Source organism: Cellulomonas sp. KH9, from assembly GCF_900114185.1.
Lineage (GTDB): Bacteria > Actinomycetota > Actinomycetes > Actinomycetales > Cellulomonadaceae > Cellulomonas.
The window spans coordinates 254586-275910 of the sequence record NZ_FOSE01000003.1 but is presented as its reverse complement, the minus strand read 5'-3'; the positions used below and the strand labels follow the sequence as shown (position 1 = coordinate 275910).

At 75.6% G+C, this 21325-nt stretch carries 15 protein-coding genes; all 15 read right to left on the bottom strand.

Features of this window, described 5'->3' with window-relative positions:
- Positions 1-103 precede the first annotated feature (103 nt).
- Positions 104-5704, bottom strand: coding sequence for an endo-1,4-beta-xylanase (locus tag BMZ16_RS11185; protein ID WP_177199667.1), 5601 nt, complete (start codon positions 5702-5704; stop codon positions 104-106).
- Positions 5705-5906: 202 nt separating this feature from the next.
- Positions 5907-7625 carry an L-aspartate oxidase gene (locus BMZ16_RS11180; RefSeq protein WP_089800463.1) on the bottom strand — a complete coding sequence of 573 codons (1719 nt, stop codon included), beginning with the start codon at positions 7623-7625 and terminating at the stop codon, positions 5907-5909.
- 24 nt (positions 7626-7649) lie between these two features.
- Positions 7650-8120 carry an aspartate 1-decarboxylase gene (gene panD, locus BMZ16_RS11175; protein ID WP_089800461.1) on the bottom strand — a complete coding sequence of 157 codons (471 nt, stop codon included), beginning with the start codon at positions 8118-8120 and terminating at the stop codon, positions 7650-7652.
- Positions 8117-9097, bottom strand: a complete 981-nt coding sequence (panC, locus tag BMZ16_RS11170; protein WP_089800459.1) for a pantoate--beta-alanine ligase — start codon at positions 9095-9097, stop codon at positions 8117-8119. The genes panD and panC overlap by 4 nt, the downstream gene beginning before the upstream one ends.
- Positions 9094-10140: a Rossmann-like and DUF2520 domain-containing protein gene (locus tag BMZ16_RS11165; protein WP_089800458.1), complete on the bottom strand. Its 1047-nt coding sequence runs from the start codon at positions 10138-10140 to the stop codon at positions 9094-9096. Before BMZ16_RS11165 ends, panC begins: the two co-directional genes overlap by 4 nt.
- Positions 10137-11993: a PH domain-containing protein gene (locus BMZ16_RS11160; RefSeq protein WP_089800456.1), complete on the bottom strand. Its 1857-nt coding sequence runs from the start codon at positions 11991-11993 to the stop codon at positions 10137-10139. The genes BMZ16_RS11165 and BMZ16_RS11160 overlap by 4 nt, the downstream gene beginning before the upstream one ends.
- Positions 11990-12511 carry a PH domain-containing protein gene (locus tag BMZ16_RS11155; RefSeq protein WP_089800454.1) on the bottom strand — a complete coding sequence of 174 codons (522 nt, stop codon included), beginning with the start codon at positions 12509-12511 and terminating at the stop codon, positions 11990-11992. Before BMZ16_RS11155 ends, BMZ16_RS11160 begins: the two co-directional genes overlap by 4 nt.
- A gap of 40 nt (positions 12512-12551) precedes the next feature.
- Positions 12552-13046, bottom strand: coding sequence for a DUF3180 domain-containing protein (locus BMZ16_RS11150; RefSeq protein WP_089800453.1), 495 nt, complete (start codon positions 13044-13046; stop codon positions 12552-12554).
- Entirely contained in the window at positions 13043-14686 is a 1644-nt protein-coding gene (folK, locus tag BMZ16_RS11145) for a 2-amino-4-hydroxy-6-hydroxymethyldihydropteridine diphosphokinase (protein ID WP_089800451.1), read from the bottom strand. The genes BMZ16_RS11150 and folK overlap by 4 nt, the downstream gene beginning before the upstream one ends.
- On the bottom strand, positions 14683-15534 hold the full coding sequence (folP, locus tag BMZ16_RS11140; RefSeq protein WP_089801058.1) for a dihydropteroate synthase: 852 nt from the start codon (positions 15532-15534) through the stop codon (positions 14683-14685). The genes folK and folP overlap by 4 nt, the downstream gene beginning before the upstream one ends.
- A 106-nt stretch (positions 15535-15640) precedes the next feature.
- Complete coding sequence (folE, locus tag BMZ16_RS11135; RefSeq protein ID WP_089800449.1) at positions 15641-16231, bottom strand: GTP cyclohydrolase I FolE; 591 nt, start codon at positions 16229-16231, stop codon at positions 15641-15643.
- A gap of 1 nt (position 16232) precedes the next feature.
- Positions 16233-18284: an ATP-dependent zinc metalloprotease FtsH gene (gene ftsH / locus BMZ16_RS11130; RefSeq protein WP_089800448.1), complete on the bottom strand. Its 2052-nt coding sequence runs from the start codon at positions 18282-18284 to the stop codon at positions 16233-16235.
- A 122-nt stretch (positions 18285-18406) separates the two neighbouring features.
- A complete protein-coding gene (gene hpt / locus BMZ16_RS11125; RefSeq protein ID WP_089800446.1) occupies positions 18407-18961 on the bottom strand; it encodes a hypoxanthine phosphoribosyltransferase in 555 nt (184 codons plus the stop codon).
- A 3-nt stretch (positions 18962-18964) separates the two neighbouring features.
- Positions 18965-20158, bottom strand: a complete 1194-nt coding sequence (tilS, locus tag BMZ16_RS11120) for a tRNA lysidine(34) synthetase TilS (protein WP_089800444.1) — start codon at positions 20156-20158, stop codon at positions 18965-18967.
- Positions 20159-20195: 37 nt separating this feature from the next.
- Positions 20196-21284, bottom strand: a complete 1089-nt coding sequence (locus BMZ16_RS11115) for a zinc-dependent metalloprotease (RefSeq protein ID WP_089800442.1) — start codon at positions 21282-21284, stop codon at positions 20196-20198.
- Positions 21285-21325: the final 41 nt, after the last annotated feature.

Genomic DNA, 21325 nt, shown 5'->3' with positions numbered 1-21325 from the left:
CCGGCGCGCACGACGAAGCCCCACCGGCGAGCAGGGGGGTACCTGCCGGTGGGGCTCCGTCGGGTGCGTCCCGGGGGTGGGAGGGCCCCCGGGACGCGCTGCGTCAGCGACGCAGCGTGCGGCCCACCTCGGAGGCGAGGTGGCCCCGGCGACGCACGACGAGCAGGAACGCGCCCGTCAGCAGCACCAGGAGACCCAGCAGGCCCAGTCCCAGGCCCGCACCCGTGGTGGCGAGGCTGCCGCCACGGGCCGGCGGCGTCGCCGCACCACCCGGGCCTGCCGCCGCGTCCGCCGCGAGGACGGTCAGCGCGCCCTCCGCGAGGACGTCGCCGCCGACGGCCGCCACGATGCGGTACGTGCCCGCCGCGAGCGTCGCCGGGATGGTGACCGTGAGCGACGCCGCGCCGTTGCCGGCCACGACGACCGAGCCCAGCACCGTGGTGCCCGCCGGTGCCGCGACCGCGGCACCGACACCACCGGCGCCACCCGTGGCCGTGACGCCCGCGCCGAGCGCGATCGTCACCGTGTCACCGGGCGTGAACCCGGCGAGGTCCACCGTCACAGCGCCGCCAGCCTTCACGGCCGGGAGCGAGAGGGACAGCGACGGCTCGACGCCGTCGACCGGCGGCGTGAGCGACGACACGAGCTGTGCCACGCCCCAGCGCTGCGGCGACTGGAAGCCCAGACCGGTCGGGTCCGCCCACGTGCGCACCGAGGTGCGCGCGCCGTCGGTCGCGTCGTTGACCTGGAAGTCCAGGCCGTGGAACGTGCCGAGGCCGACGTACTGGTCGAGCATGTCGACGGCCGCCTCCACACGGTAGCCGGTGGCCGTCGTGACGACCTCGGCCTGGACCCGGGCCATGTGGAACCCCTGGTCACCCTGACCGATGGTGACCCCGCCCGCTGCGTCGACCCGCACGTGCAGGTCGTCGTACCGGAAGGTCGGGTTCTTGAAGTTCCCCGCGTCGAGGAAGATCTCGAACGAGTCCTTCTCGTGGGCCGCCGTGGCGGAGGTGTCCGGTGTGGCGTCCACGACGTCGGCCAGGACGAACAGCGTCCTGCCCCTCCACAGGGTCCGGACGGTGGCGGTCGCACCGGGTGCGCCGTCGACCTGCTTGCCCGTGGAGACCGTGGCCGCGTCCTGCCACTGCGGGTCCACCTCGCCGTCGACCGTCGGCTCGGTCGCGGTCTTCACGACCTCGACCGTGGACAGCGGGTCGACCAGCGAGAGCTCGCCCAGGTGACCGGGCGTGTTCCAGCCGACCACCGTGTCACCGTCGACGACCCGGACGTCGACCTGCAGGACGTCGCCCAGCTCGGCAGCCACCGGCACGTGGACCACGGCGGCCCACCCGTCGGCGGTGTCGGACACGACGCCCTCGACGTCACCCGAGCCGGTGCGCGAGAACGCGTAGGTCTCGTCACCGACCTGCACCTCGAGGGTGTCGTAGGCGTCCTTCACGGCGGCGTACACCGTCAGGTGGTCCGGCGCCCAGCGGGTCTGGAAGCCGACCTGCCCGTCCACGTCGTGCAGCGGGAGCTGCTGCCACGCGACGTCGGCGGCGGCGTCGGCGTCGAGCGCCACGTCCCCGGCGAACGAGGCGGCCGTGCGGATCCGCGCCGGCAGGTCGCTGCCGACGATGCCGTAGTAGGCCGGCTTCGCCTGCATGCCCTCGTCGAAGACGAGCGGCCCACCGCTGGAGTTCCGCCACGACCGGGTGTCGTACAGGCCCCACACGGTGATCGAGAACATCTGGTCCTCGTACCGGTGGAAGGCCTCGAACGCGTCCCGGTAGTAGTAGCCCTGCTCGATGAACAGGGCCTCCGTCGCCGGGGAGCCCGTGGTGACGTCGAACTCCGTGACCGCCTGCAGCAGCCCCAGGCCGGAGAACCGCTCCAGGGCGCCCTCGAGGAACGAGACCGGCACCGACAGCGAGACGTGGAACTGGTGGCCCACGCCGTCGATCGGGACGTCACGCTCGAGGAGCCGCTGGACCAGCGCGTAGTACCGGTCCTGCTTGCTCTTCAGCTCGGAGTTGTAGTCGTTGATGAAGAGCGGGATCCGGTCCGCACCGGGCGCGAGGTACACGCCGTTGACGTACTGGTCGGCGTACTCGAACGCGCTGTCGACGAACTCCTCGCCGAGGTACTTGTACCAGTCGCTGCGACGCATGCCGTCGTCCGGGTCCTGGTCGGAGATGACCTCGTTGACGACGTCCCAGCCGACGACCGGGTTGGTCGGCGAGCCGAAGTCGCCGTACTCCTCGGCGATCCAGCGGGCGACGTTCTCGATGTGGTCCTCCATCCGCTGACGGACGATCACCGCGCTCGCGTCGTTGACCGGCAGGGCCACGCCCGCGTCGTCCTGGAAGAACCAGGCCGGCGTCTGCGCGTGCCACACGAGCACGTGCCCGTACACCCGCAGGTCGTTGGCGACGGCGTGGTCCATGACCGCCCGCGTGTCCGCGTTGGGGGCGAACGTGCGGCCGTTGTACCAGTTCTCCGGCTTCATGGAGTTCTCGGCCGTGACCTGCTCGAAGTGCTTGTTCAGCAGGGTCGCCGCCGAACGCTGCGTCTCGCGCGAGTCGATCGCCACACCGAGCGGCACGTTCACCGACTCGTACAGCGACGCCAGGTCGGTCTGGATCACCGGGTCGGGCCGCTTGGTGAACGTGATGTCGTCGACGAGGAACGTGGAGGTGTTGCCTGCCGCGCCCTGCGCCCACGCCGTCTCGAAGTAGACCTCCGCCGCCGTCGTGTAGGGCGGCATCGCGAACGTGCCGGAGACCTGCACCCAGTCGTTCGCCATGCCCGGCAGCTGCACCAGGTTCGGGTACGACCCGTCGACGTGGGCGCTCAGGGTGACGTCACCCGGGGTGCCCTCGAACTTGATCCACGCCGAGAAGTCGTACGTCGCGCCGGACTCGAAGATGCCCGCCACGCTGTGCTGCAGACCCTCGCCCTGACCGTCGCGGTTCGAGATCCGTGCCGCGTACTGCGAGGCACGACCCGGTGCGACGACCTCGACGGTCGGCGCGCCGTTGCCGGCGTCGCGGCCCGTCCACCCCTGCAGGGTGTTGTCCTCGAAGTCGGCGTCGATGCTGCCCGACGGGACGTACGAGCCGTCCGCACCGCCCGTGGGCAGCGTGAACGCCCAGCCGGCGGCGAGCCGCTCGGTGACGACGGTCCGCGTCGCGGCGACGGACGCGGCACGGTTGCCGCCGCCGTCGTGCACGAGGACGATCTCGCCGTTCTTCATGGCTGCCCGCAGGTTCGTGGTCAGCGTCGCCTCGTCCAGGGACTCCCAGTCGGAGATCGTGTTGGTCACGCCGAGCGGCTGCATGCCGAGCGCGACGGCCACGGCGGCCGTCTGGCCCCAGCTGCCGTTGGGCGCCCGGAAGTACGGGACGGGCGCGTCCGGGTCACCGAGCGCGTTGCGGATGATCGTGAGGTTCGCCTTGAGGTCGGTCTCGACCTGCGCCTTGGTCATGCCGCCCATGTCCGCGTACGACGTGCCGTGGTTGCACAGCGTGTGCCCCTCGGCCACGATCCGCTGGAGCGTCGCGGCACCACCGGGGGCCGTGACGTTCTGGCCGATGACGCAGAACGTCGCGACCAGGTCGTTCGCCGCCAGGAAGTCCAGCAGCGCGGCCGTGTCGGCACCGTTGGGGCCGTCGTCGAACGTCAGCGCGGCGGTGTTCGACGCGCCCTCGACCGTGCGGGCGGTGGTGACGGGCGTGGTGGTCGGGTTGACCGCACCGCCGGGGACGAAGCCCTCGAGGTCCGGGACCCAGCCGTCGCCGGGGCCGGTGGCGACCGGCGGACCGACGATGGTGACGTCGTCGACGAGGAAGCTCGTCGTGACGCCGGCGGCCTCGAAGTAGAGGTCACCGCCGGTGACGCCCGCGGCACGCGTGTACGTGCCGGTGAGCTGGACCCAGGCGTCGTCGGTCACGGGGACCGCCGGGGCGGCCTCGTTCCACGCCTCGGGCAGCTCGGCGACCGTCATCTTCACGGTCGTGTCCGCCTCGCCCGGGGCCAGCCGGACCCACGCCGAGATGGTGTAGGTGCCGCCGGGGGCGAAGATCGGGTTGACCGGCGTCTGCGCGCCGTGCCAGTTCTGCGTCCGGCCCGACACGAGCATGGCGCCCGTGCCGGTGTGCGCGTCCGTCGTGGTGCGCGCGACGGTGGCGTTGCGGGCCACCCACGGCGTCACACCGGACTCGAAGTCCGAGCTCAGGACCGTGACGGGGGCGGGGGGCGTCCCCGGGTCGACCGGGCCCGTGCCGCTCGTGGCGCCGGTGACCAGGACGTCGTCGACGAGGAAGCCGGGGGTCGAGCCCTCCCACGTGCCCGCCTCGAGGACGAACTTGACGGTGCTCGCGTCGACGCCGGCCGGGAGGGTGTAGGTCCCGGTGACGGTCGCCCACGCGGTGCTGCTCAGGGCCACGGGGCCGACGGGCGTGTAGGCGCCGTCGTACATCGTGAAGCGCCCCATCGCGCCGGCGTGCTCCTCGAGCAGCCGCATGCGCGCGCTGAAGGTGTACTCGACGCCCGCCTCGAAGATGCCGGTCGCGGACTCGGCGGTGAACCAGGTCTGGTCGCGGCCGGTCACGCTCAGGGCCTTGCCCTCGCCCTCGGTGACGTACGCGAGCGACGGCGTGCCGCTCTGCCGCAGGTCGCCCAGGGTGCCGTCGTCGAAGCTCGCGGCGGCGACCGTGGTCGCGGTCGGCGTCGGCGTCGGCGTCGGCGTGCCCACGGGGGCCGGACGCGTGACGCGGATGTCGTCGACCTCGTAGGCGTACAGGCCACCGGTGCTCAGGGCACCGGTGCCGATGAACAGCGCACGCGAGGTGTCCTCGGTGGGCGTGAAGGTGCCGGTGACGGTCTTCCACCCCGTCGCGTCGACGGTCGTGTTGCCGATCCACGTGTAGCCCGGGTCGGTGACGAACCGCAGGTCGGCCGTGCCGGGCGTGCCGGCCGCGAGCCGCGCGCGGGCCGAGACGGTGTACTCGACACCGGCCTCGAAGTTCGTGACGGGCGACTTGATGCCGTCGTAGTCGTTGGCGCGGTCGGCCACCCGCAGGTGGCGGCCGAGGGTGACGTCGCTCAGCGTCGCGTTGCCGCTCTGCGTCCAGCCACCGCGGCCCTCGGTCTGGAAGTCGGCGGCGGCGACCGTGACGGGCGTCGCCGGGTCGGTGCCGGGTCGCGTGACGAGCAGGTCGTCGACGAGGTACGTGTACGCGGCCGAGGACCCGTCGAGGTCGGACGCGCTGAACGTGATGGTCTCGTTCCGGGTCGCGGGGGCGGTCCAGGTGCCGCTGATCAACGTCCAGCCCGCGGCCGTGATGCCGCCGGTGTTGCCGATCCAGTCGTAGGCCGGCGCGCCGGTCTGGAACCGCGCGGACGTCGTGCCGACGGTCCCGTCGGCGAGCTTCGCGCGGGCGCTGAAGGTGTAGGTCACACCCTCCTCGACGGCGATGGCCGGCGACGTCAGCCCGTCCCAGTCCTCGACACGGTTCGCGACCTGGAGGACGGTGTCGGTCGGGTAGCTGAGGGTCGGGTTGCCGTTCTGCGCCCAGCCGCTCGACGTCCCGTCCTCGAAGTCGAGGGACAGGACCGTGACCGGGCCCGCAGCCGTCGCGGACGACAGCGTCGTCCCGACCATCGGTGCTGCGACCAGGGCCACGACAGCGGCCGTCACACCGATACTTTCGTGCACCTTACGGCGCCTCTTGACGTGCATCGTCGCTCCCTTGCGCAGCACAGCACCCCGCGCGTACGGGGCCGGACCCCTGAACCTAGGGATCCCTGCGGGAAAGCGGCAGACCTGGTCACCCGTTCAGATGCAGGCAAGTCGTCCGACGTCTGGAGAAAGTTTCGGCCCTGGGAACGTGCTCATCGGACTATCCGACCGGGCGGGGCCCGATCTCGACCGATCCGTCCGGTCCCGATCTCACCCCGACGCGCACGCGCCACTCCTCCTTGGTGAGCGGGAAGTCGCTCCGCGCGTGCCCGCCGCGGGACTCCTCGCGCGCCAGCGCCGCGAGCGCCAGCACGGTGGCGACCTGGTGCACGTTCGTCGTCTCCCACTCCGCGAGCTGCGGCTCGCCCAGGGGCCGGCCGTCGTCACGCCGCTGCTGGGCGTCCGCCGGGATCGCCGCCAGCGCGCCGAGCGCACGGCGCAGGCCGTCCGCCGAGCGCAGCACCCCGGGGCCGTCCGTGGCCGCACGCTGCACCCGGGCCCGCGACGCCGCCGCGACCAGGGCGTCGGCGCCCGGCCGCACGCACGGCTCGACCCGCGGCAGGAACCCGCCCTCGACGCGCGCCGCGACGTCCCGCGCGGCGCGGTGCGCGAACACCAGACCCTCCAGCAGCGAGTTCGACGCCAGCCGGTTGGCCCCGTGCACGCCCGTGCACGCCACCTCCCCCACCGCGTACAGCCCGGCCAGGGAGGACCGCCCGTCGAGGTCGGTCACCACACCGCCCGAGTGGTAGTGCTGCGCCGGTGCGACCGGCACGAGGTCCGTCGCCGGGTCGATGCCGTGCTCCGCCAGCCGCTCGTGGATCGTCGGGAACCGCCGCCGCAGGAAGTCCGCGCCCAGGTGCCGGGCGTCGAGCCACACGTGGTCCGACCCCGTCGCCGCCAGCCGCCGCACGATCGCGTGCGCGACGACGTCCCGCGGCGCCAGCTCCGCCAGCGGGTGCACGTCCGGCATGAACCGCACGCCGTCGGTGTCCAGCAGCAGGGCCCCCTCCCCCCGCACGGCCTCGCTCACGAGCGTCAGCTGCCCCTTCACGCCCGTGCCCAGCCACAGCACCGTGGGGTGGAACTGCACGAACTCCAGGTCGCCCAGCAGCGCGCCCGCACGCAGCGCCGCGGCGATCCCGTCCCCGGTCGCCTGCGCCGGGTTGGTGGACGAGCGGTACACCTGACCGATCCCACCCGTGGCGAGCACCACCGCGGGTGCCAGCGCCGCACCGACACCGTCGCGCGACCCCTCGCCGATGACGTGCAGCGTCACCCCCGCCACCGCCCCGGGCGAGCCGTCGGGCCCCGGCGGCCCGGTGAGGACGTCCAGCACCAGCGCGTGCTCCACGACCTCGATGCCCGGGTCGTCGCGGACCGCCTCGATCTGCGCGACCAGCGCACGGGAGATCTCCGCACCCGTGGCGTCCCCGCCCGCGTGCGCGATCCGGTCCGTGAGGTGACCGCCCTCGCGTGTGAGGCTCAGCAGGCCGTCGGGCGTGGTGTCGAACACCGCGCCACGGGCCACCAGCTCGCGCACCCGCCGCGGCCCCTCGGTCACCAGGGTCTCGACGGCGCGGGGGTCGCACAGCCCGACGCCCGCCACGAGGGTGTCCTGCAGGTGCGCCGCCGGGGAGTCGCCGGGGTCCAGCGCCGCGGCGATCCCGCCCTGCGCCCACACCGTCGAGCCGGACGACAGCACGCCCTTGGTGACCAGCAGGACCCGCCGCACGCGGGTGCGCAGCTCGAGCGCGGCCGTCAGACCCGCGATGCCCGAGCCGACCACCACCGCGTCGGCGTGCACCGTCCACCCCGGCTCCGGCGCCGCGAGGCGCGTGGCGAGGCGGACGGACGGCAGGTCGGGCAGCACGGGCACGCAGCGGACACTAGCGCGGCACGGTCAGCCCACCGCGCCGTCGACCGCCTCCCGGCCGCGCGCCAGCGGCAGGCCCGACGCGACCAGACCCGTCTGCGCCGTCCACTCGTCCGGCACCTGCCCCGGGTCGTCGCCCGTGTCGACGATGCGGTTGTCCGCGTCGACGAGGACGACGTGCGGGGTGTACGTGCGCGCCTCGGCGTCGGACATCGTGCCGTAGGCGATGACGATGACGACGTCGCCGGGGTGGACCAGGTGGGCGGCGGCGCCGTTGACGCAGACCTGCCCGCCCCCGGGCTCGCCCGCGATCGCGTAGGTGGTCAGGCGCGCGCCGTTCGTCACGTCGACGACGTCGACCTGCTGACCGGGCAGGACGTCCGCCGCCGCGAGCAGGTCCGCGTCGATGGTGATGGAGCCGACGTAGTGCAGGTCGGCGGCCGTGACCGTGGCGCGGTGCACCTTGCCGGTCATCATCGTGCGCTGCAGCGTGGTCACGCGGCACCCCCCGTCGAGCGGCCCGCCGCGTCGGGGCCCCGGCCCGCGCCGGCCATGCCGGTGCGCAGCGTCAGCGGCGCGTTGTCGATCAGCCGGGTGCCCCCCACCCGCGCGGCCAGCAGGAGCAGCGCGTCGTCGGTGCGGGCGTCGGCCGGCGCGAACGTCGCGGCGTCGACGAGCGCCACGTAGTCCACGTCGTCGTCGTCGGACAACCGCTCGTCGAGCACGGCACGAGCGGCCGCGACGACCGCGTCGGGGGCCTGCCCGCCGTCCGCGGCGCGACGCCCGGCTGCCAGCGCCGCGGACAGCGCCAGGGCGCGCTCGCGCTCGGCGGCCGCGAGGTACGCGTTGCGGCTCGAGCGGGCCAGCCCGTCGGCCTCGCGCACCGTGGGGTGCACGGCGATGACGACCGGCACGTCGAGGTCCTCGACCATCCGCCGCACCGCGACCACCTGCTGTGCGTCCTTCTGGCCGAAGACGGCCACGTCCGGCTGGGTCAGGTGCATCAGCTTGAGCACGACCGTGAGCACACCGTCGAGGTGGCCGGGGCGCGAGGCGCCCTCGAGGACGTCGCCGACGCGCCCGGCGGTCACGCGGACCGTCGGGTCCCCGTCCGGGTAGACGACGTCGACCGTCGGGGCGAACACCACGTCCTGCGGGCGCAGCAGGCCCGGGCCCGACAGCAGCCGCAGGTCCCGCTCCAGGTCGCGCGGGTACCGCGCCAGGTCCTCCGTGGGGCCGAACTGCAGCGGGTTGACGAAGATCGTCACCACGACGACCTCCGCCAGCGAGCGGGCGTGCTCGACGAGCGCCAGGTGCCCCTCGTGCAGCGCCCCCATGGTCATGACCACGGCGCGCCGGTAACGGCGCCGGCCGGTGTCCGACCCGGGCCGCGGCAGCGTGGCGGCGTCCTGCGCGGCCAGCGCCGCGGCGAGGCCGTCGCGGTCGCGCACCAGCGCGGGGTGGGTGGTGCTCATGCGTCCTCCTGCGGCGGGGTGCCGCCGTCGTCGTCCGGTCCTGCCGCGCGGGGGTGTCCCGGGGGCGGTGCTCCGTGGTCGTCCTCCTGCAACGCCGGAGGCGCCGGGATGATGCCCGCGAGCGCGTCGAGCACGCGCTGCGCGGCGTCGGGGCCGACCAGCCCGGCGCCGAGCGCCCGCGCCGCCGCGGCCCGCGACAGCGCACCGTAACCCGCCAGCACGTCCACCGCACCGCTGGTGGTACCAAGCTCGGCGAGCACCGCGACGTGGTCGGCCACCGTGCCGGCGTCCCCGCGCCGCACCGGGCCGGTGAGCGCGCTCACCGCGCCCGGACCGGCGTCACCCGCGGTGTCCTCCGCCCGCAGGGCCCCGTCGAGCGTCGCCTCCAGCAGGGGCCGCAGCACGCGGCCGGGCTCCGCCACGCCCGCCGCCCGCAGCACCTGGGCCGCCTGGGCCACCAGCACCACCAGGTGGTTCGCCCCGTGCGCGAGGCCGGCGTGGTAGAGCGGGCGCCGGTCCTCGTCGACGACGACCGGCTCGCCGCCGATCTCGACGACGAGCGCCTGGCCGATCGGCAGCACGGGCCCGGGTGCGGTCACCGCGAACGCGCAGCCCGCCAGACGGGCCAGGTCGAGGGACGTCCCCGTGAAGGTCATCGCGGGGTGCAGGGCCAGCGGGATCACCCCGGCGGCACGGGCGGACGCGAGCACCGCCGTGCCGAAGCGGCCGGACGTGTGCACGGCGATCTGCCCGGCCTGCCACGCACCCGTGTCCGCCAGGCCCTGGACCAGCGGCGCGAGCGCGTCGTCCGGCACGGCGAGCAGCACGAGCTCGGCGCGGCGCACCACCTCGGGCACGTCCAGCACCGGGACGCCCGGCAGCAGCATCGCGGCACGCTCGCGCGACGCCTCCGACACCGCCGAGACCCCGACGACGGGGTGGCCCGCACCGCGCAGCGCGCTGCCCAGGACAGCGCCCACCCGCCCGGCGCCCACCACGCCCACACCCAGGCGGCCGGGGCGCGACGCCGGGTCGGCGGTCACGGGCGGCCTCCGTCGTCGGGGACGGGCCCGGCCGACGTGGGGCGGACCGGCGCCACGACCGTCGGGGCGGGCGCCGTCGGGGCGGGCGCCGCCGGGGCGGGCGCCGCCGGGGCGGGCGCCGCCGGGGCGGGCGCCGTCGGGGCGGGCGCCGCCGGGGCGGGCGCCGTCGGGGCCGGTGCCGTCGGGGCCGGTGCCGTCGGGGCCGGTGCCGTGTCGGCGGGCGCCGCCTCGGCGGGTGCCGCGTCGACCACGGGCGACTGCGGGGGCTGCGCACCGGCGACGTCGCCGGCCGTCCCGAGGCCCGCCGCGGCCGTGCGCATCCACAGCTCGGGTCCGGCGACGGCCCGGGCCTCGCGGGCGCGGCGCGCCTGCTCCTGCAGCAGCGCCGCGGCGACGTGCTCGTCGAGGTGCTCGACCTGCGGCGTGACGGGTCCGGGCGTCGAGTGGGTGACGAACGTGGCGAGCCGCAGGCGCCGCTGCACCGGGCCCTGGGTGAGCGCGATGCTCTGCGTGCGCTCGTGCGGCACGACGACCACCGAGCGCCACCACCGGCCAGATCGCATGACCAGGGCGGTGCGGGTCACCAGGACCCCGTGCCGGCGCCGGCTCAGCGGGTCGACCCAGCGCGCGCGGTACGGGGCGGGGGTGAACCCGCCGTCGTCGTCGCGGCCGGTCAGGGCGGCGTCGAGCGTCGCCCTGGGGTCGTCGACGCCCAGGTCCGGCAGCACGAGCCACAGCGCGACCGCGGCCTCCGCCCGGGTGGCGACGGGGTGCAGCACGGACTCGGTGGCCGACTCGGCCCCGTACCCCGCCACGTTGATCTCGACCCGCCACCAGTCGGGGCCGCGCCAGAACGGCCCCTGGCTGAGGCGCACCGCCTGCACGCGTCCCGGCGGCACGGTCTGGGTGCGGGTCTCGGTCAGCCCGTGCCGCAGCCGGATGCCGTCGGGGGACACGGCCGCGCGGAACGTGGCGCCGGAGTTGAGCCGGCCCCACACGTAGCCGCCCAGACCGATCGCCCCGGGCACGATGACGAACAGCGCACCGGCGTCCCCGGCCATGATGCTGGCGACGCCCACCCCGACGAAGGCCACGAGGAGCACCCACGGCGGCGTCGACCGCAGGATCGAGACGATCAGCCGCGGCATGGGCAGCTCGTACACCTGCCGCTCGGGCGCCGCCTCGTACACGGGGGCCGGGTGCGCGCCCGGGAGGCCGGGGGCTGCGCCCGGGAGGCCGGAGGCTGCGCCCGGGAGGCCGGGCGCCGCGCCCGCCGCCCCGTCGACCGAGACGCCGACCTCCGGGTCGCCCACCGGGGCGGGCGCCACCCGCGTCGGCCCGACGCCGGCGGCCAGCGCGAGGATCTGGGCGCGCAGCGACTCCGCCTCGGCATCCCGCAGGAAGGCCAGCTGCACGGCGGACCCCGTGCCGCCGGCGACCTCGAGGTTGAGCTGGGCGAGACCCAGCAGCCGCGCGAGCAGCGGCTGCACCACGTCGACGGCCTGCAGCCGGTCCAGGCGCGCCTGGCGCTGCTGACGGAACAGCAGACCCGTACGCAGGTGGACGGCGGTGTCGGTGACGGCGTACCGCATGACCCGCCACGCCAGCGCGGAGTACACGAAGCCGACGAGGCCGACGAGCACGACGGCGCCGAGCACCACGAGCCACGCGCGGCCCGGACCGAGCGCCCCGACCACGTCCCGCAGCACGTCGGCCATCTGGTAGCCGACGATCGCGACGAACGCCACCAGCGCCTTCCACCCGCGCAGCGCCGGTGTCACGGGGTGCAGGCGACGCCAGTCGTACCCCTCCTCGCCCGCGGACTCGGGCACGGGGTGCAGCGCGGTGCTCACAGCCCCGCCAGCCGGGCCTCACCGCGGGACGCGAGCCGGTCGCGCAGGCGCGCGGCCTCGGCCGGCGGCAGTCCCGGGATCGTGGCGTCGGTGCCGGGGGCGGCGGTGTGCAGCTGCACGGTCGCGATGCCGAACCGGCGGGCGAGCGGACCGGACGTCACGTCCACGTACTGCATGCGCCCGTAGGGCACCACGACGAGCGAGCGCAGCAGGATGCCCCGGCGGACCAGCAGGTCGTCGGCGCGTTCGGCGTAGCCCAGCGCGCGGACCTGACGCGGCACCAGCAGCGCTCCCCACACCAGCAGGACGACCACGACGGCGGGCACCGCCCAGAGCCACGGCACGCCGACCAGGGCGGCGAGCAGCACCGTCGGGACGAGCAGCGCGACGGCCCACACGCCCAGGACCACGAGCCGCGCGGTCGTCAGGCGCGTCGACACCGCCGTCCACTCGACGTCGTGCAGGTCGAACGGGTCGGCGTCGTCCGCCGCGTCCAGCGGTGCCGGGGTGGTCGTCATGGGGTCCATCCTCCCGCACGGGCGGCCGGGCGCGGTCCGCTCAGCCCGCCGACGGGTCCGGCTCCGTGCGGCGGCGCACGTCGGGCTCCTCGGCGTCCGGCGGGGGGATGCGGCACCAGTGCTCGACGACGAGCCCCACGACCGCGAGCACCACCGCCCCGACCACGGCGAGGCCGGCGGACGCGGCCCGCTCCGTGCTGCCGGGCACGTCCGCGTCGGTGAGCAGGGACAGCGCCTGCCCCCCGTACCAGCCGGTCAGCAGCGCGCCGGTGTAGCACGACGCCTTGGCCAGCACCGCGGTGCGGGCCGCGCGCACGGGGTCCAGCAGCGGTCGCCTGCCGCGCTGGTACTGCCGCACCGCCCAGCCCATCGACAGCACGACGCCGGCGATCACCAGCTCCACGCCGACCACGAGCCACGGGACCTCGGGCGGGGTGGCCGCACCGCGGCCGACCGTCATCCGCATGGCCCACCACGTGACGGCCGCGACCACGGCCGCCAGCAGGACGAGCGTGCGCACCCGGGTCGCGGTCACGGTCGGTGCGTCCCCTCCGACCCGGCCCCGTCCGGCTCCGGGATGGCTGCCGGCACGGGCGCCGTCAGCCAGTCGAGGGCCATCCAGCGGACGCCGTCGCGGTCGGGGGCGGTCGCGGCGAGCTGTGCCACGGGTCCGCCGCCCAGCCCGGGCAGCACCGCGTCCGGGTCGACCTGCGCCCAGGGCTCGAGGACGAACGCGCGCTCGTGGGCGCGGGGGTGCGGCAGCTCGAGGTCGTCGGTCACGGCCAGGGTGTCGCCGTACACGATGATGTCGACGTCCAGGGTGCGGGGGCCCCAGCGCTCGGCGCGCTCGCGACCGTGCGCGTGCTCGACCGCGTGCACGGCGCGCAGCAGGTCACGCGCGGCCAGCGTGGTCCGGGCCAGCACCACCGCGTTGAGGTAGTCCGGCTGCTCGGGCCCGATCGCCGCGGTCCGGGCCAGCGGGGACACGGCGACGACCTCGACGCCCGGCGTCGCCGCGAGGTCCGCGACCGCCCGTCGCAGGGTCTCCTGCGCGGGGCCCAGGTTCGCCCCCAGCGCGAGCACCGTCCGCACGGGGTGACCCGGCGGCTCGTCGAGCGCGTCGTGCACGAGCTCACCCTCGACGACGTCCGTGACGGGCGCCATCAGCTGCGTGGCCCCGAGGTCAGGCCCGGGGCCGCCGTCGTGACGGTCGGGAGCCGGCCACCCGGGCTGGGGGGCGCCGCGGTCCGGCCACTCCTGCCGGGGCGCACCGTGGTCGTGCTCGTCGTGGCGGGGCGCCTCGTGGTGGGGCACGTCGTGGCCGGGTGCGTCGTGGCGCAGGGCGTCGGGCGGGGCGGCGACGGCGCCACCCACCAGGGGCATCACCCCGGTCGGGACCGCACCGGTGGGCGCCGGCCCCACGACGACAGCACCGCCGTCGGGTCCGCCGTCGTGCGCGAGGCGCGAGGCGCCGGGTGCCGACAGACCCGCCGCGGGCGACCCCGCAGACGGTGACGACGGCCCGGGCACCGCGGGGGCGCCGGATGCGGGCGTCACCGGCGCCGCGTGCGCGGCGAGCGACGACAGCGGGGCGGGGGCGGGCTGCGGGGCGGGGGCGGGCTGCGGGGCGGGGGCCACCAGCGGCTCCGGCGCCACGGCCCCCAGCGGCAGCGACGCCGTGCGCGGCTGCGACGCCGTGCGCGGCTGCGACGCGGTGTCGGTGGACCGGCGCACCTGCCCGGTCGCGGGGCGGTACGGCTCGGCGGCCGGGAGCTTGCTGCGGTCGCGCCGGATCGACACCACGACGTCGTCGAACGGCACGGTGATCGGCGCCTCGGGCTTGTGCACGGCCACGTCGACGGCGTGCACGCCCGGGCGGGCGAGCACGGTCGCCGCGATGCGCTCGGCCACGGTCTCGACCAGGTCGGCAGGCTCCCCGGTGAGCACGGCCACGACCTGCTCGGCCAGCTCGCCGTAGTGCACCGTGTGCGCCAGGTCGTCGCCGGCCGCGGCGCGGCGCGTGTCCACGTGCACGACGACGTCGGCGACGAACGTCTGCCCGTCACGCCGCTCGTGCGGGAACACCCCGTGGTACCCCGTGGCGCGGATGCCCGTCAGCCGGATCTGGTCCAGCCGGCGCCCGCCCTCGTCCTGCACGTCGTCCTGCACGTTCACCGCGCTCCTTCCCGTGCGGCACCCGTCGTCGCGTGCCGTGCCGTCGTGTCGCCCTGCGCGTCCCGCCAGCGTGCGGCCACCCGCACCGCCGCCGCGGACGCCGCCACCTCGTGCACCCGGACCGCCCAGGCCCCCGCCGCGGCGGCCAGCGCCGTGACGGCCGCGGTCGCGTCGTCACGGGCCTCCGGTGCGGCGGGCGTGCCGTCGGGGCCGGCCAGGAGGTGCCCGAGGAACCGTTTGCGGCTGGCGCCCACCAGGACCGGGTAGCCGTCGGCCACCAGCGCCGGCAGGTGGGCCAGCAGCGGCCAGTTGCTCTCGCCCGTCTTCGCGAACCCGAGGCCCGGGTCCAGCACGAGCTGCTCGTCGCGCACCCCGGCCGCGTGCAGCGCGGCCACGCGCTGCACGAGCTCGCGGCGGACGTCGCCCACCACGTCGTCGTAGGCGTCGTGCGCGTCCATCACGTCGGCGTGACCCCGCCAGTGCATCGCGACGTACGCGGCACCGGTCCGCGCGACGACGGCGGCCATGGCGGGGTCCGCCATACCGCCCGACACGTCGTTGACCAGCACCGCACCGCGCTCCACGGCCCGCTCGGCGACGACGGCGCGCGTGGTGTCCACGCTCACCGCGGCGCCGTGCGCGACCAGCCGCTCGACCACCGGCAGCACACGGGCGAGCTCCTCGTCGACCGGGACCCGGGCCGAGCCGGGGCGCGTCGACTCGCCCCCGACGTCGAGCAGGTCGGCGCCCTGCGACAGCAGCACCACCCCGCGCTCGACCGCGGCGTCCGCGTCGAACCACCGCCCGCCGTCGGAGAAGGAGTCGGGGGTGACGTTGACGACGCCCATCACCAGGGTGCGGTCGGGCGCCCGCAGGGCGGGCGGCAGCGCCGTGAGCCGGGGCCCGTCGGCGTCGCCCCGGTGCGTCGTCGGCCGCGTCTCCACGTCGGTCCCGTCAGCGGCCCGTGACCAGGCTCATGGCCTCGGCACGGGTCGCCACGTCACGCATCTGCCCGCGCACGGCCGACGTGACGGTGCGCGCCCCCGGCTTGCGCACGCCCCGCATCGACATGCACAGGTGCTCGCACTCGACCACGACCAGCACGCCCTTCGGGTCGAGCCCCTCGACCAGGGCGTCGGCGATCTGCGTCGTCAGCCGCTCCTGGACCTGCGGGCGCCGCGCGTACACGTCCACCAGGCGCGCGAGCTTCGACAGGCCCGTGATGCGCCCGTCGGCACCGGGGATGTACCCCACGTGCGCGACGCCGTGGAACGGCACCAGGTGGTGCTCGCAGGTGGAGTACACCTCGATGTCACGCACCAGGACCATCTCCTCGTGGCCCAGGTCGAACGTCGTGGTGAGCACGTCGCGCGCCTCGAGCCGCAGCCCGGCGAAGATCTCGCGGTAGGCGCGGGCGACCCGCGCCGGCGTCTCGCGCAGCCCCTCGCGGTCGGGGTCCTCCCCCACGGCGAGCAGCAGCTCGCGCACGGCGCGCGCCGCGCGCTCCTCGTCGTACGGCACGACGGGTGGCGTCACGTCGCTCACGTCACCGGGGTCCGTCCGCGTCCGGCGTGCCCTCCGGGGGCAGCTCGACGACGGCCGTCGCGGGGTGCTCCGGACGGGCCGCGGCGGCCTCGTCCTGCGGCACCACGCCGTGGCCGTTGAGCGCGGCCTTCTCCCCCGGCGTCATGACGGGCCCACGGTCGGACACCGCACGCTCCTCGGCGGACAGCCACACGTCGCGCGGCGGGCGCTTGACGACCGGGGCGAAGATCTCGGCCAGCTGCTCCTGGTTGAGGGTCTCCTTCTCGAGGAGCTCCAGCACCAGGGCGTCGAGCACGTCGCGGTACTCCACGAGGACGTCGCGCGCCTCGTCGTGCGCCCGCTCGATGAGCGCGCGGACCTCGAGGTCGATGGAGGCGGCCACGTCCTCCGAGTAGTCCCGCTGGTGGCCGACGTCGCGGCCCAGGAACATCTCGCTCGACTCCTGGCCCAGCTTGATCGCGCCGATCCGCGCGCTCATGCCGTACTGCGTGACCATCTTGCGGGCCGTGGACGTGGCCTTCTCGATGTCGTTGCTCGCCCCGGTCGTGGGGTCGTGGAACACGAGCTCCTCGGCGACGCGCCCGCCCATCGCGTACGCGAGCTGGTCGAGCAGCTCGTTGCGCGTCGTGGAGTACTTGTCCTCCATCGGCATGACCATCGTGTAGCCCAGGGCGCGCCCGCGCGGCAGGATCGTCACCTTGGTGACCGGGTCGGTGTACCGCATGGCGGCCGCCACCAGGGCGTGACCGCCCTCGTGGTACGCCGTGATCTTCAGCTCCTTGACGTTCATGACGCGCGTGCGCTTCTGCGGACCGGCGATGACGCGGTCGATCGCCTCGTCCAGCGCCTCGTCGTCGATGACCTGCGCGCCCCGGCGCGCCGTGAGCAGCGCGGCCTCGTTCAGGACGTTCGCCAGGTCGGCACCGCTGAAGCCGGGCGTGCGGCGCGCGACGACCGCGAGGTCGACGCCCGGCGCCATGGGCTTGCCCTGCGAGTGCACGGCGAGGATCCGCTCGCGGCCCTTGAGGTCCGGCGGCTCGACCGCGACCTGGCGGTCGAAGCGGCCCGGGCGCAGCAGCGCGGGGTCGAGGATGTCGGGGCGGTTGGTCGCCGCGATGAGGATGACGTTCGTCTTGACGTCGAACCCGTCCATCTCGACGAGCATCTGGTTGAGCGTCTGCTCGCGCTCGTCGTGCCCGCCGCCCAGGCCGGCGCCACGGTGACGCCCGACGGCGTCGATCTCGTCGACGAAGATGATCGCCGGGCTGTTCTCCTTGGCCTGCTGGAACAGGTCGCGGACGCGGCTGGCGCCGACACCGACGAACATCTCGACGAAGTCCGAGCCGGAGATCGAGTAGAACGGCACGCCCGCCTCGCCCGCGACGGCGCGGGCCAGCAGCGTCTTGCCGGTCCCGGGCGGGCCGTAGAGCAGCACACCCTTGGGGATCTTCGCCCCGACGGCCTGGAACTTGGCCGGCTCGGCGAGGAACTCCTTGATCTCCTGCAGCTCCTCGACCGCCTCGTCGACGCCCGCCACGTCCGCGAACGTGACCTTCGGCGACTCCTTGCTCACCAGCTTCGCCTTGGACTTGCCGAAGCTCATGACCTTCGAGCCGCCGCCCTGCATGTTCGACATCAGGAACCAGAACAGGCCCAGGATGATGATGAACGGCAGGACGAGGGTCAGCAGGCTGCCCCACCACGACGGCTGCGGGACCTTCGAGGTGAAGCCGTTGGGCGGGTCGGCCGCGGTGATCGCGTCGACGACCTGCTCCCCCTGCGGGGTCACGTAGAAGAAGTAGACCTGCTTGCCCAGGTCACCGTCCTCGTCGGGGTCCGGGTCGTAGGCCTCGGTGAGGGTGAGGTCCACGCGCTGCGTGCCCTCGGTCACCAGGGCCTGGTCGACCTTGCCGTCCTCGAGCAGCTGCAGACCGGCGGACGTGTCGATCTGCTGCGCCGCCGGCACCTGGAGCATGCCGAACGCGGTGAGCAGGATGGCGACGGCCAGGGCGACCCAGATGAAGGGGCCGCGGAAGAGACGCTTGACATTCATGGGCGATCGGGGCGTGGCCCCTCATCCTCCGCTCGCAGGGACACTGCCCTTGAAAGTACACGCTGGACCTGGACGGCCCCTGTGGTGTTCGCCCAGGGCACAGGCGCCCCGCGACGTCGGGCTCAGTCCTGGTAGACGTGCGGCGCCAGCGTCCCGACGAACGGCAGGTTGCGGTACCGCTCGGCGTAGTCGAGCCCGTACCCCACGACGAACTCCGTCGGGATGTCGAAGCCGACGTAGCGCACGGGCACCTCGACCTTGGCCGCGTCGGGCTTGCGCAGCATCGTCGCGATCTCGACCGACGCCGGACCGCGCGAGCGCAGGTTCGACAGCAGCCACGACAGCGTCAGGCCGGAGTCGATGATGTCCTCGACGATCAGGACGTGCCGGCCGATGAGGTCGGTGTCCAGGTCCTTGAGGATCCGCACGACGCCCGAGGACTTGGTGCCCGAGCCGTACGACGACACCGCCATCCAGTCCATCTCGACCTGGCCGTGCAGGCGACGCGCGAGGTCCGCCATCACCATGACCGCACCCTTGAGCACACCGACGAGCAGCAGCGGCTCGCCCGCGTAGTCGGCGTCGATCTGCGCCGCCATCTCGTCGAGCCGCGCGTGGAGCTGCTCCTCGCTCAGCAGCACCCGCTCGAGGTCGTCACCCATGTCCGCCGCGTCCACCGCTCACTCCCGGTCGTCGTGCTGGTCGTCGTGCTCGTGGTCCTGGTCGCCCTGCCGGCCGGTCCGCCCCTCGGCGGACCGCGTGGGCGGGGCCGCGTCGGCGCCGCCGTCCGCGGCCCGTGGCGGGCCCAGGTAGAGCCTGCCACACGCGCGTCGCGCCACCCGGCCACCGGGCAGGTGGACCGGCCCCTGACCGCGCCACCGCGTGACCAACGCCTCGACTGCCAGCACGTGCACGCGCGCGAGCGCGCCCGGCGGGCAGCCCGCGCGCACCGCGGCGTCGTGCAGGACGCGCCGCCGCACCGCGGCGGCGGCTGCCGCGAGGGGGTCCACGTCGAGCACGACGCCCCCGGACGCGTCGGGCACGGACGCGGGCTCCCGGAGCCCGGCGGCCGCCCGGTCCAGCGCCTCGTCCGCGTCGGCGAGCGCCTCCGCCGTGCGCGCGAGCGCCTGCGCGACGCCGGGCCCGAGGACCGCCTCGAGCACCGGCAGCACCTCGGTGCGCACCCGGCTGCGCAGCGGCAGGTCGCCCGCCGGCCCCGGCGCGGCGACGCCCCCGGCGACCCGGTCCGGCCCTGCGACGACGTCCGTCCCGGCCCGGACCCCCGCCCCGGCGACCGACCGGCCGTTGGTCGGGTCGTGCCACGGGACCAGGCCCTGCGCCGCGCACGCCGCCTCGGTGTCGGCCCGTCGCAACGCCAGGAGCGGGCGGCGCAGCCGCCCGCGCACCGGCCGCATCCCGGCCAGCGCGCGCTCGCCGGACCCGCGGGCGAGCGCCAGCAGCACCGTCTCCGCCTGGTCGTCGAGGGTGTGGCCGAGCAGCACCGCGGCCGCGTCGAGCTCGTCCGCGACCGCGTCGAGCGCGGCGTGGCGGGCGGTCCGGGCGGCTGCCTCCGGGCCCCCGGCGGTCCCGACGTCCACGCGGACCACCCGCACCGGGTCCAGGCCGAGGGCACGGCAGGCGGCCGCCGCGTCGTGCGCGACGTCGGCGGACCCGGGCTGCAGCCCGTGGTCGACGACCACCGCGCCCGCCCGCCACCCGGCACGCGGGGCCTCCCACGCGAGCCCCGCGGCGAGCGCCAGCGAGTCGGCACCACCCGAGCAGCCGACGAGCACCGTGCGGCCCGGCGGCACGTCGGCCAGGGCGCGGCGGACGGCGACGCGCACGGCGGCGACGGGCGGCGGCGGCCCGCTCACGGCCGACGGGGCCGCGTCACGGGGCGACGGGCGCAGGTCATCCGTGCACGCGGCGCACCCACGCGGCGGGGTCGCCGATCTCCGTGGCGCTCGGCAGCAGGTCGGGGCCGCCCCACACCGCGTTCAGCCCGTCCTCGCCCACGCGGGCGCGCACCGCACGGACGAACGACGCGCCGTCGCGGTACTGCGCCAGCTTGAGGTCGAGGCCCAGCAGCCGCCGCAGGAGGCGGTCGACGCCCGTGGCGCGGGCGGACGCGTCCCGGCGCCGCTCGAACGCCCGCCGGATCGCCCGCACCGTCGGCACGACGGACGGACCGACCTGGTCCATCATCACGTCCGCGTGCCCCTCGAGCAGCGCCATGACGGCGCCGACCTCGTCGAACACCTCCCGCTGCCGCTCGGTCAGCAGGTGCAGCACGCCCCCGTCGTCGTGCGTCACGGCCCGCACCAGCGCGCTCAGCAGGTCGTCGAGGCGCGGCAGGCCGGCGCGCTCCGGCGCACCACCGGGGGCCAGGTCGGCCAGGTCGGCGAGCAGCTCCGCCGACCGGGCGCGCAGGTGGTCGGCGAGCCACGGCGCGGCGGCGAACTGCAGGGCGTGCGTCTGCTCGTGCAGCGACACCCAGAGGCGGAAGTCGCGGCCGTCCACGCCGAGCTGACGCTCGGTCGCCAGGACGTTGGGGGCCACCAGCAGCAGCCGCCCGGGCTGCCCGGCCGTCGCGGTGAACGGGTCGTACTGCCCGATGACCTTGCCCGACAGCAGCGCCAGCACGCCACCGACCTGCGCGGCGGCAGCCAGCCGGGCCGCGTCCGGCACGGCCACGGGGGTCCCGTCGCGGCGCGCGGCCAGCGGTGCGGCCATGACCGCGAACATCTCGGCGTTGGCGGCGGCCCAGCGCGGCCGGTCGACGACCAGGACCCGCGAGAGCTCGCTGGGGTGCCGGCCGTCGGCGGGCACCATGCCGGTCGCGTCGACGACGTGCCGGGCCGCGACGCCCGCCGCCGCCCGCAGGTCCGCCACGAGCTCGACCAGCGTGCCCCGGTCGGCGACCGGCCCGGGGGCGGCGACCCGCCCGGCCAGGCGCGCGGCCGCGTTCCAGTCGACGGGTCCGGGAGCGGTGGGCTGCACGCGCCCACGGTAACGCCCACCGGGCGGGGGCGCGGCGGGTG

Coding starts and splice junctions, on each gene's coding strand:
- panC (WP_089800459.1), bottom strand. CDS start 9,097: ATGAGCACCACCCACCCCGCGCTGGTGCGCGACCGCGACGGCCTCGCC.
- BMZ16_RS11155 (WP_089800454.1), bottom strand. CDS start 12,511: ATGACGACCACCCCGGCACCGCTGGACGCGGCGGACGACGCCGACCCG.
- folP (WP_089801058.1), bottom strand. CDS start 15,534: ATGGGCGTCGTCAACGTCACCCCCGACTCCTTCTCCGACGGCGGGCGG.
- ftsH (WP_089800448.1), bottom strand. CDS start 18,284: ATGAATGTCAAGCGTCTCTTCCGCGGCCCCTTCATCTGGGTCGCCCTG.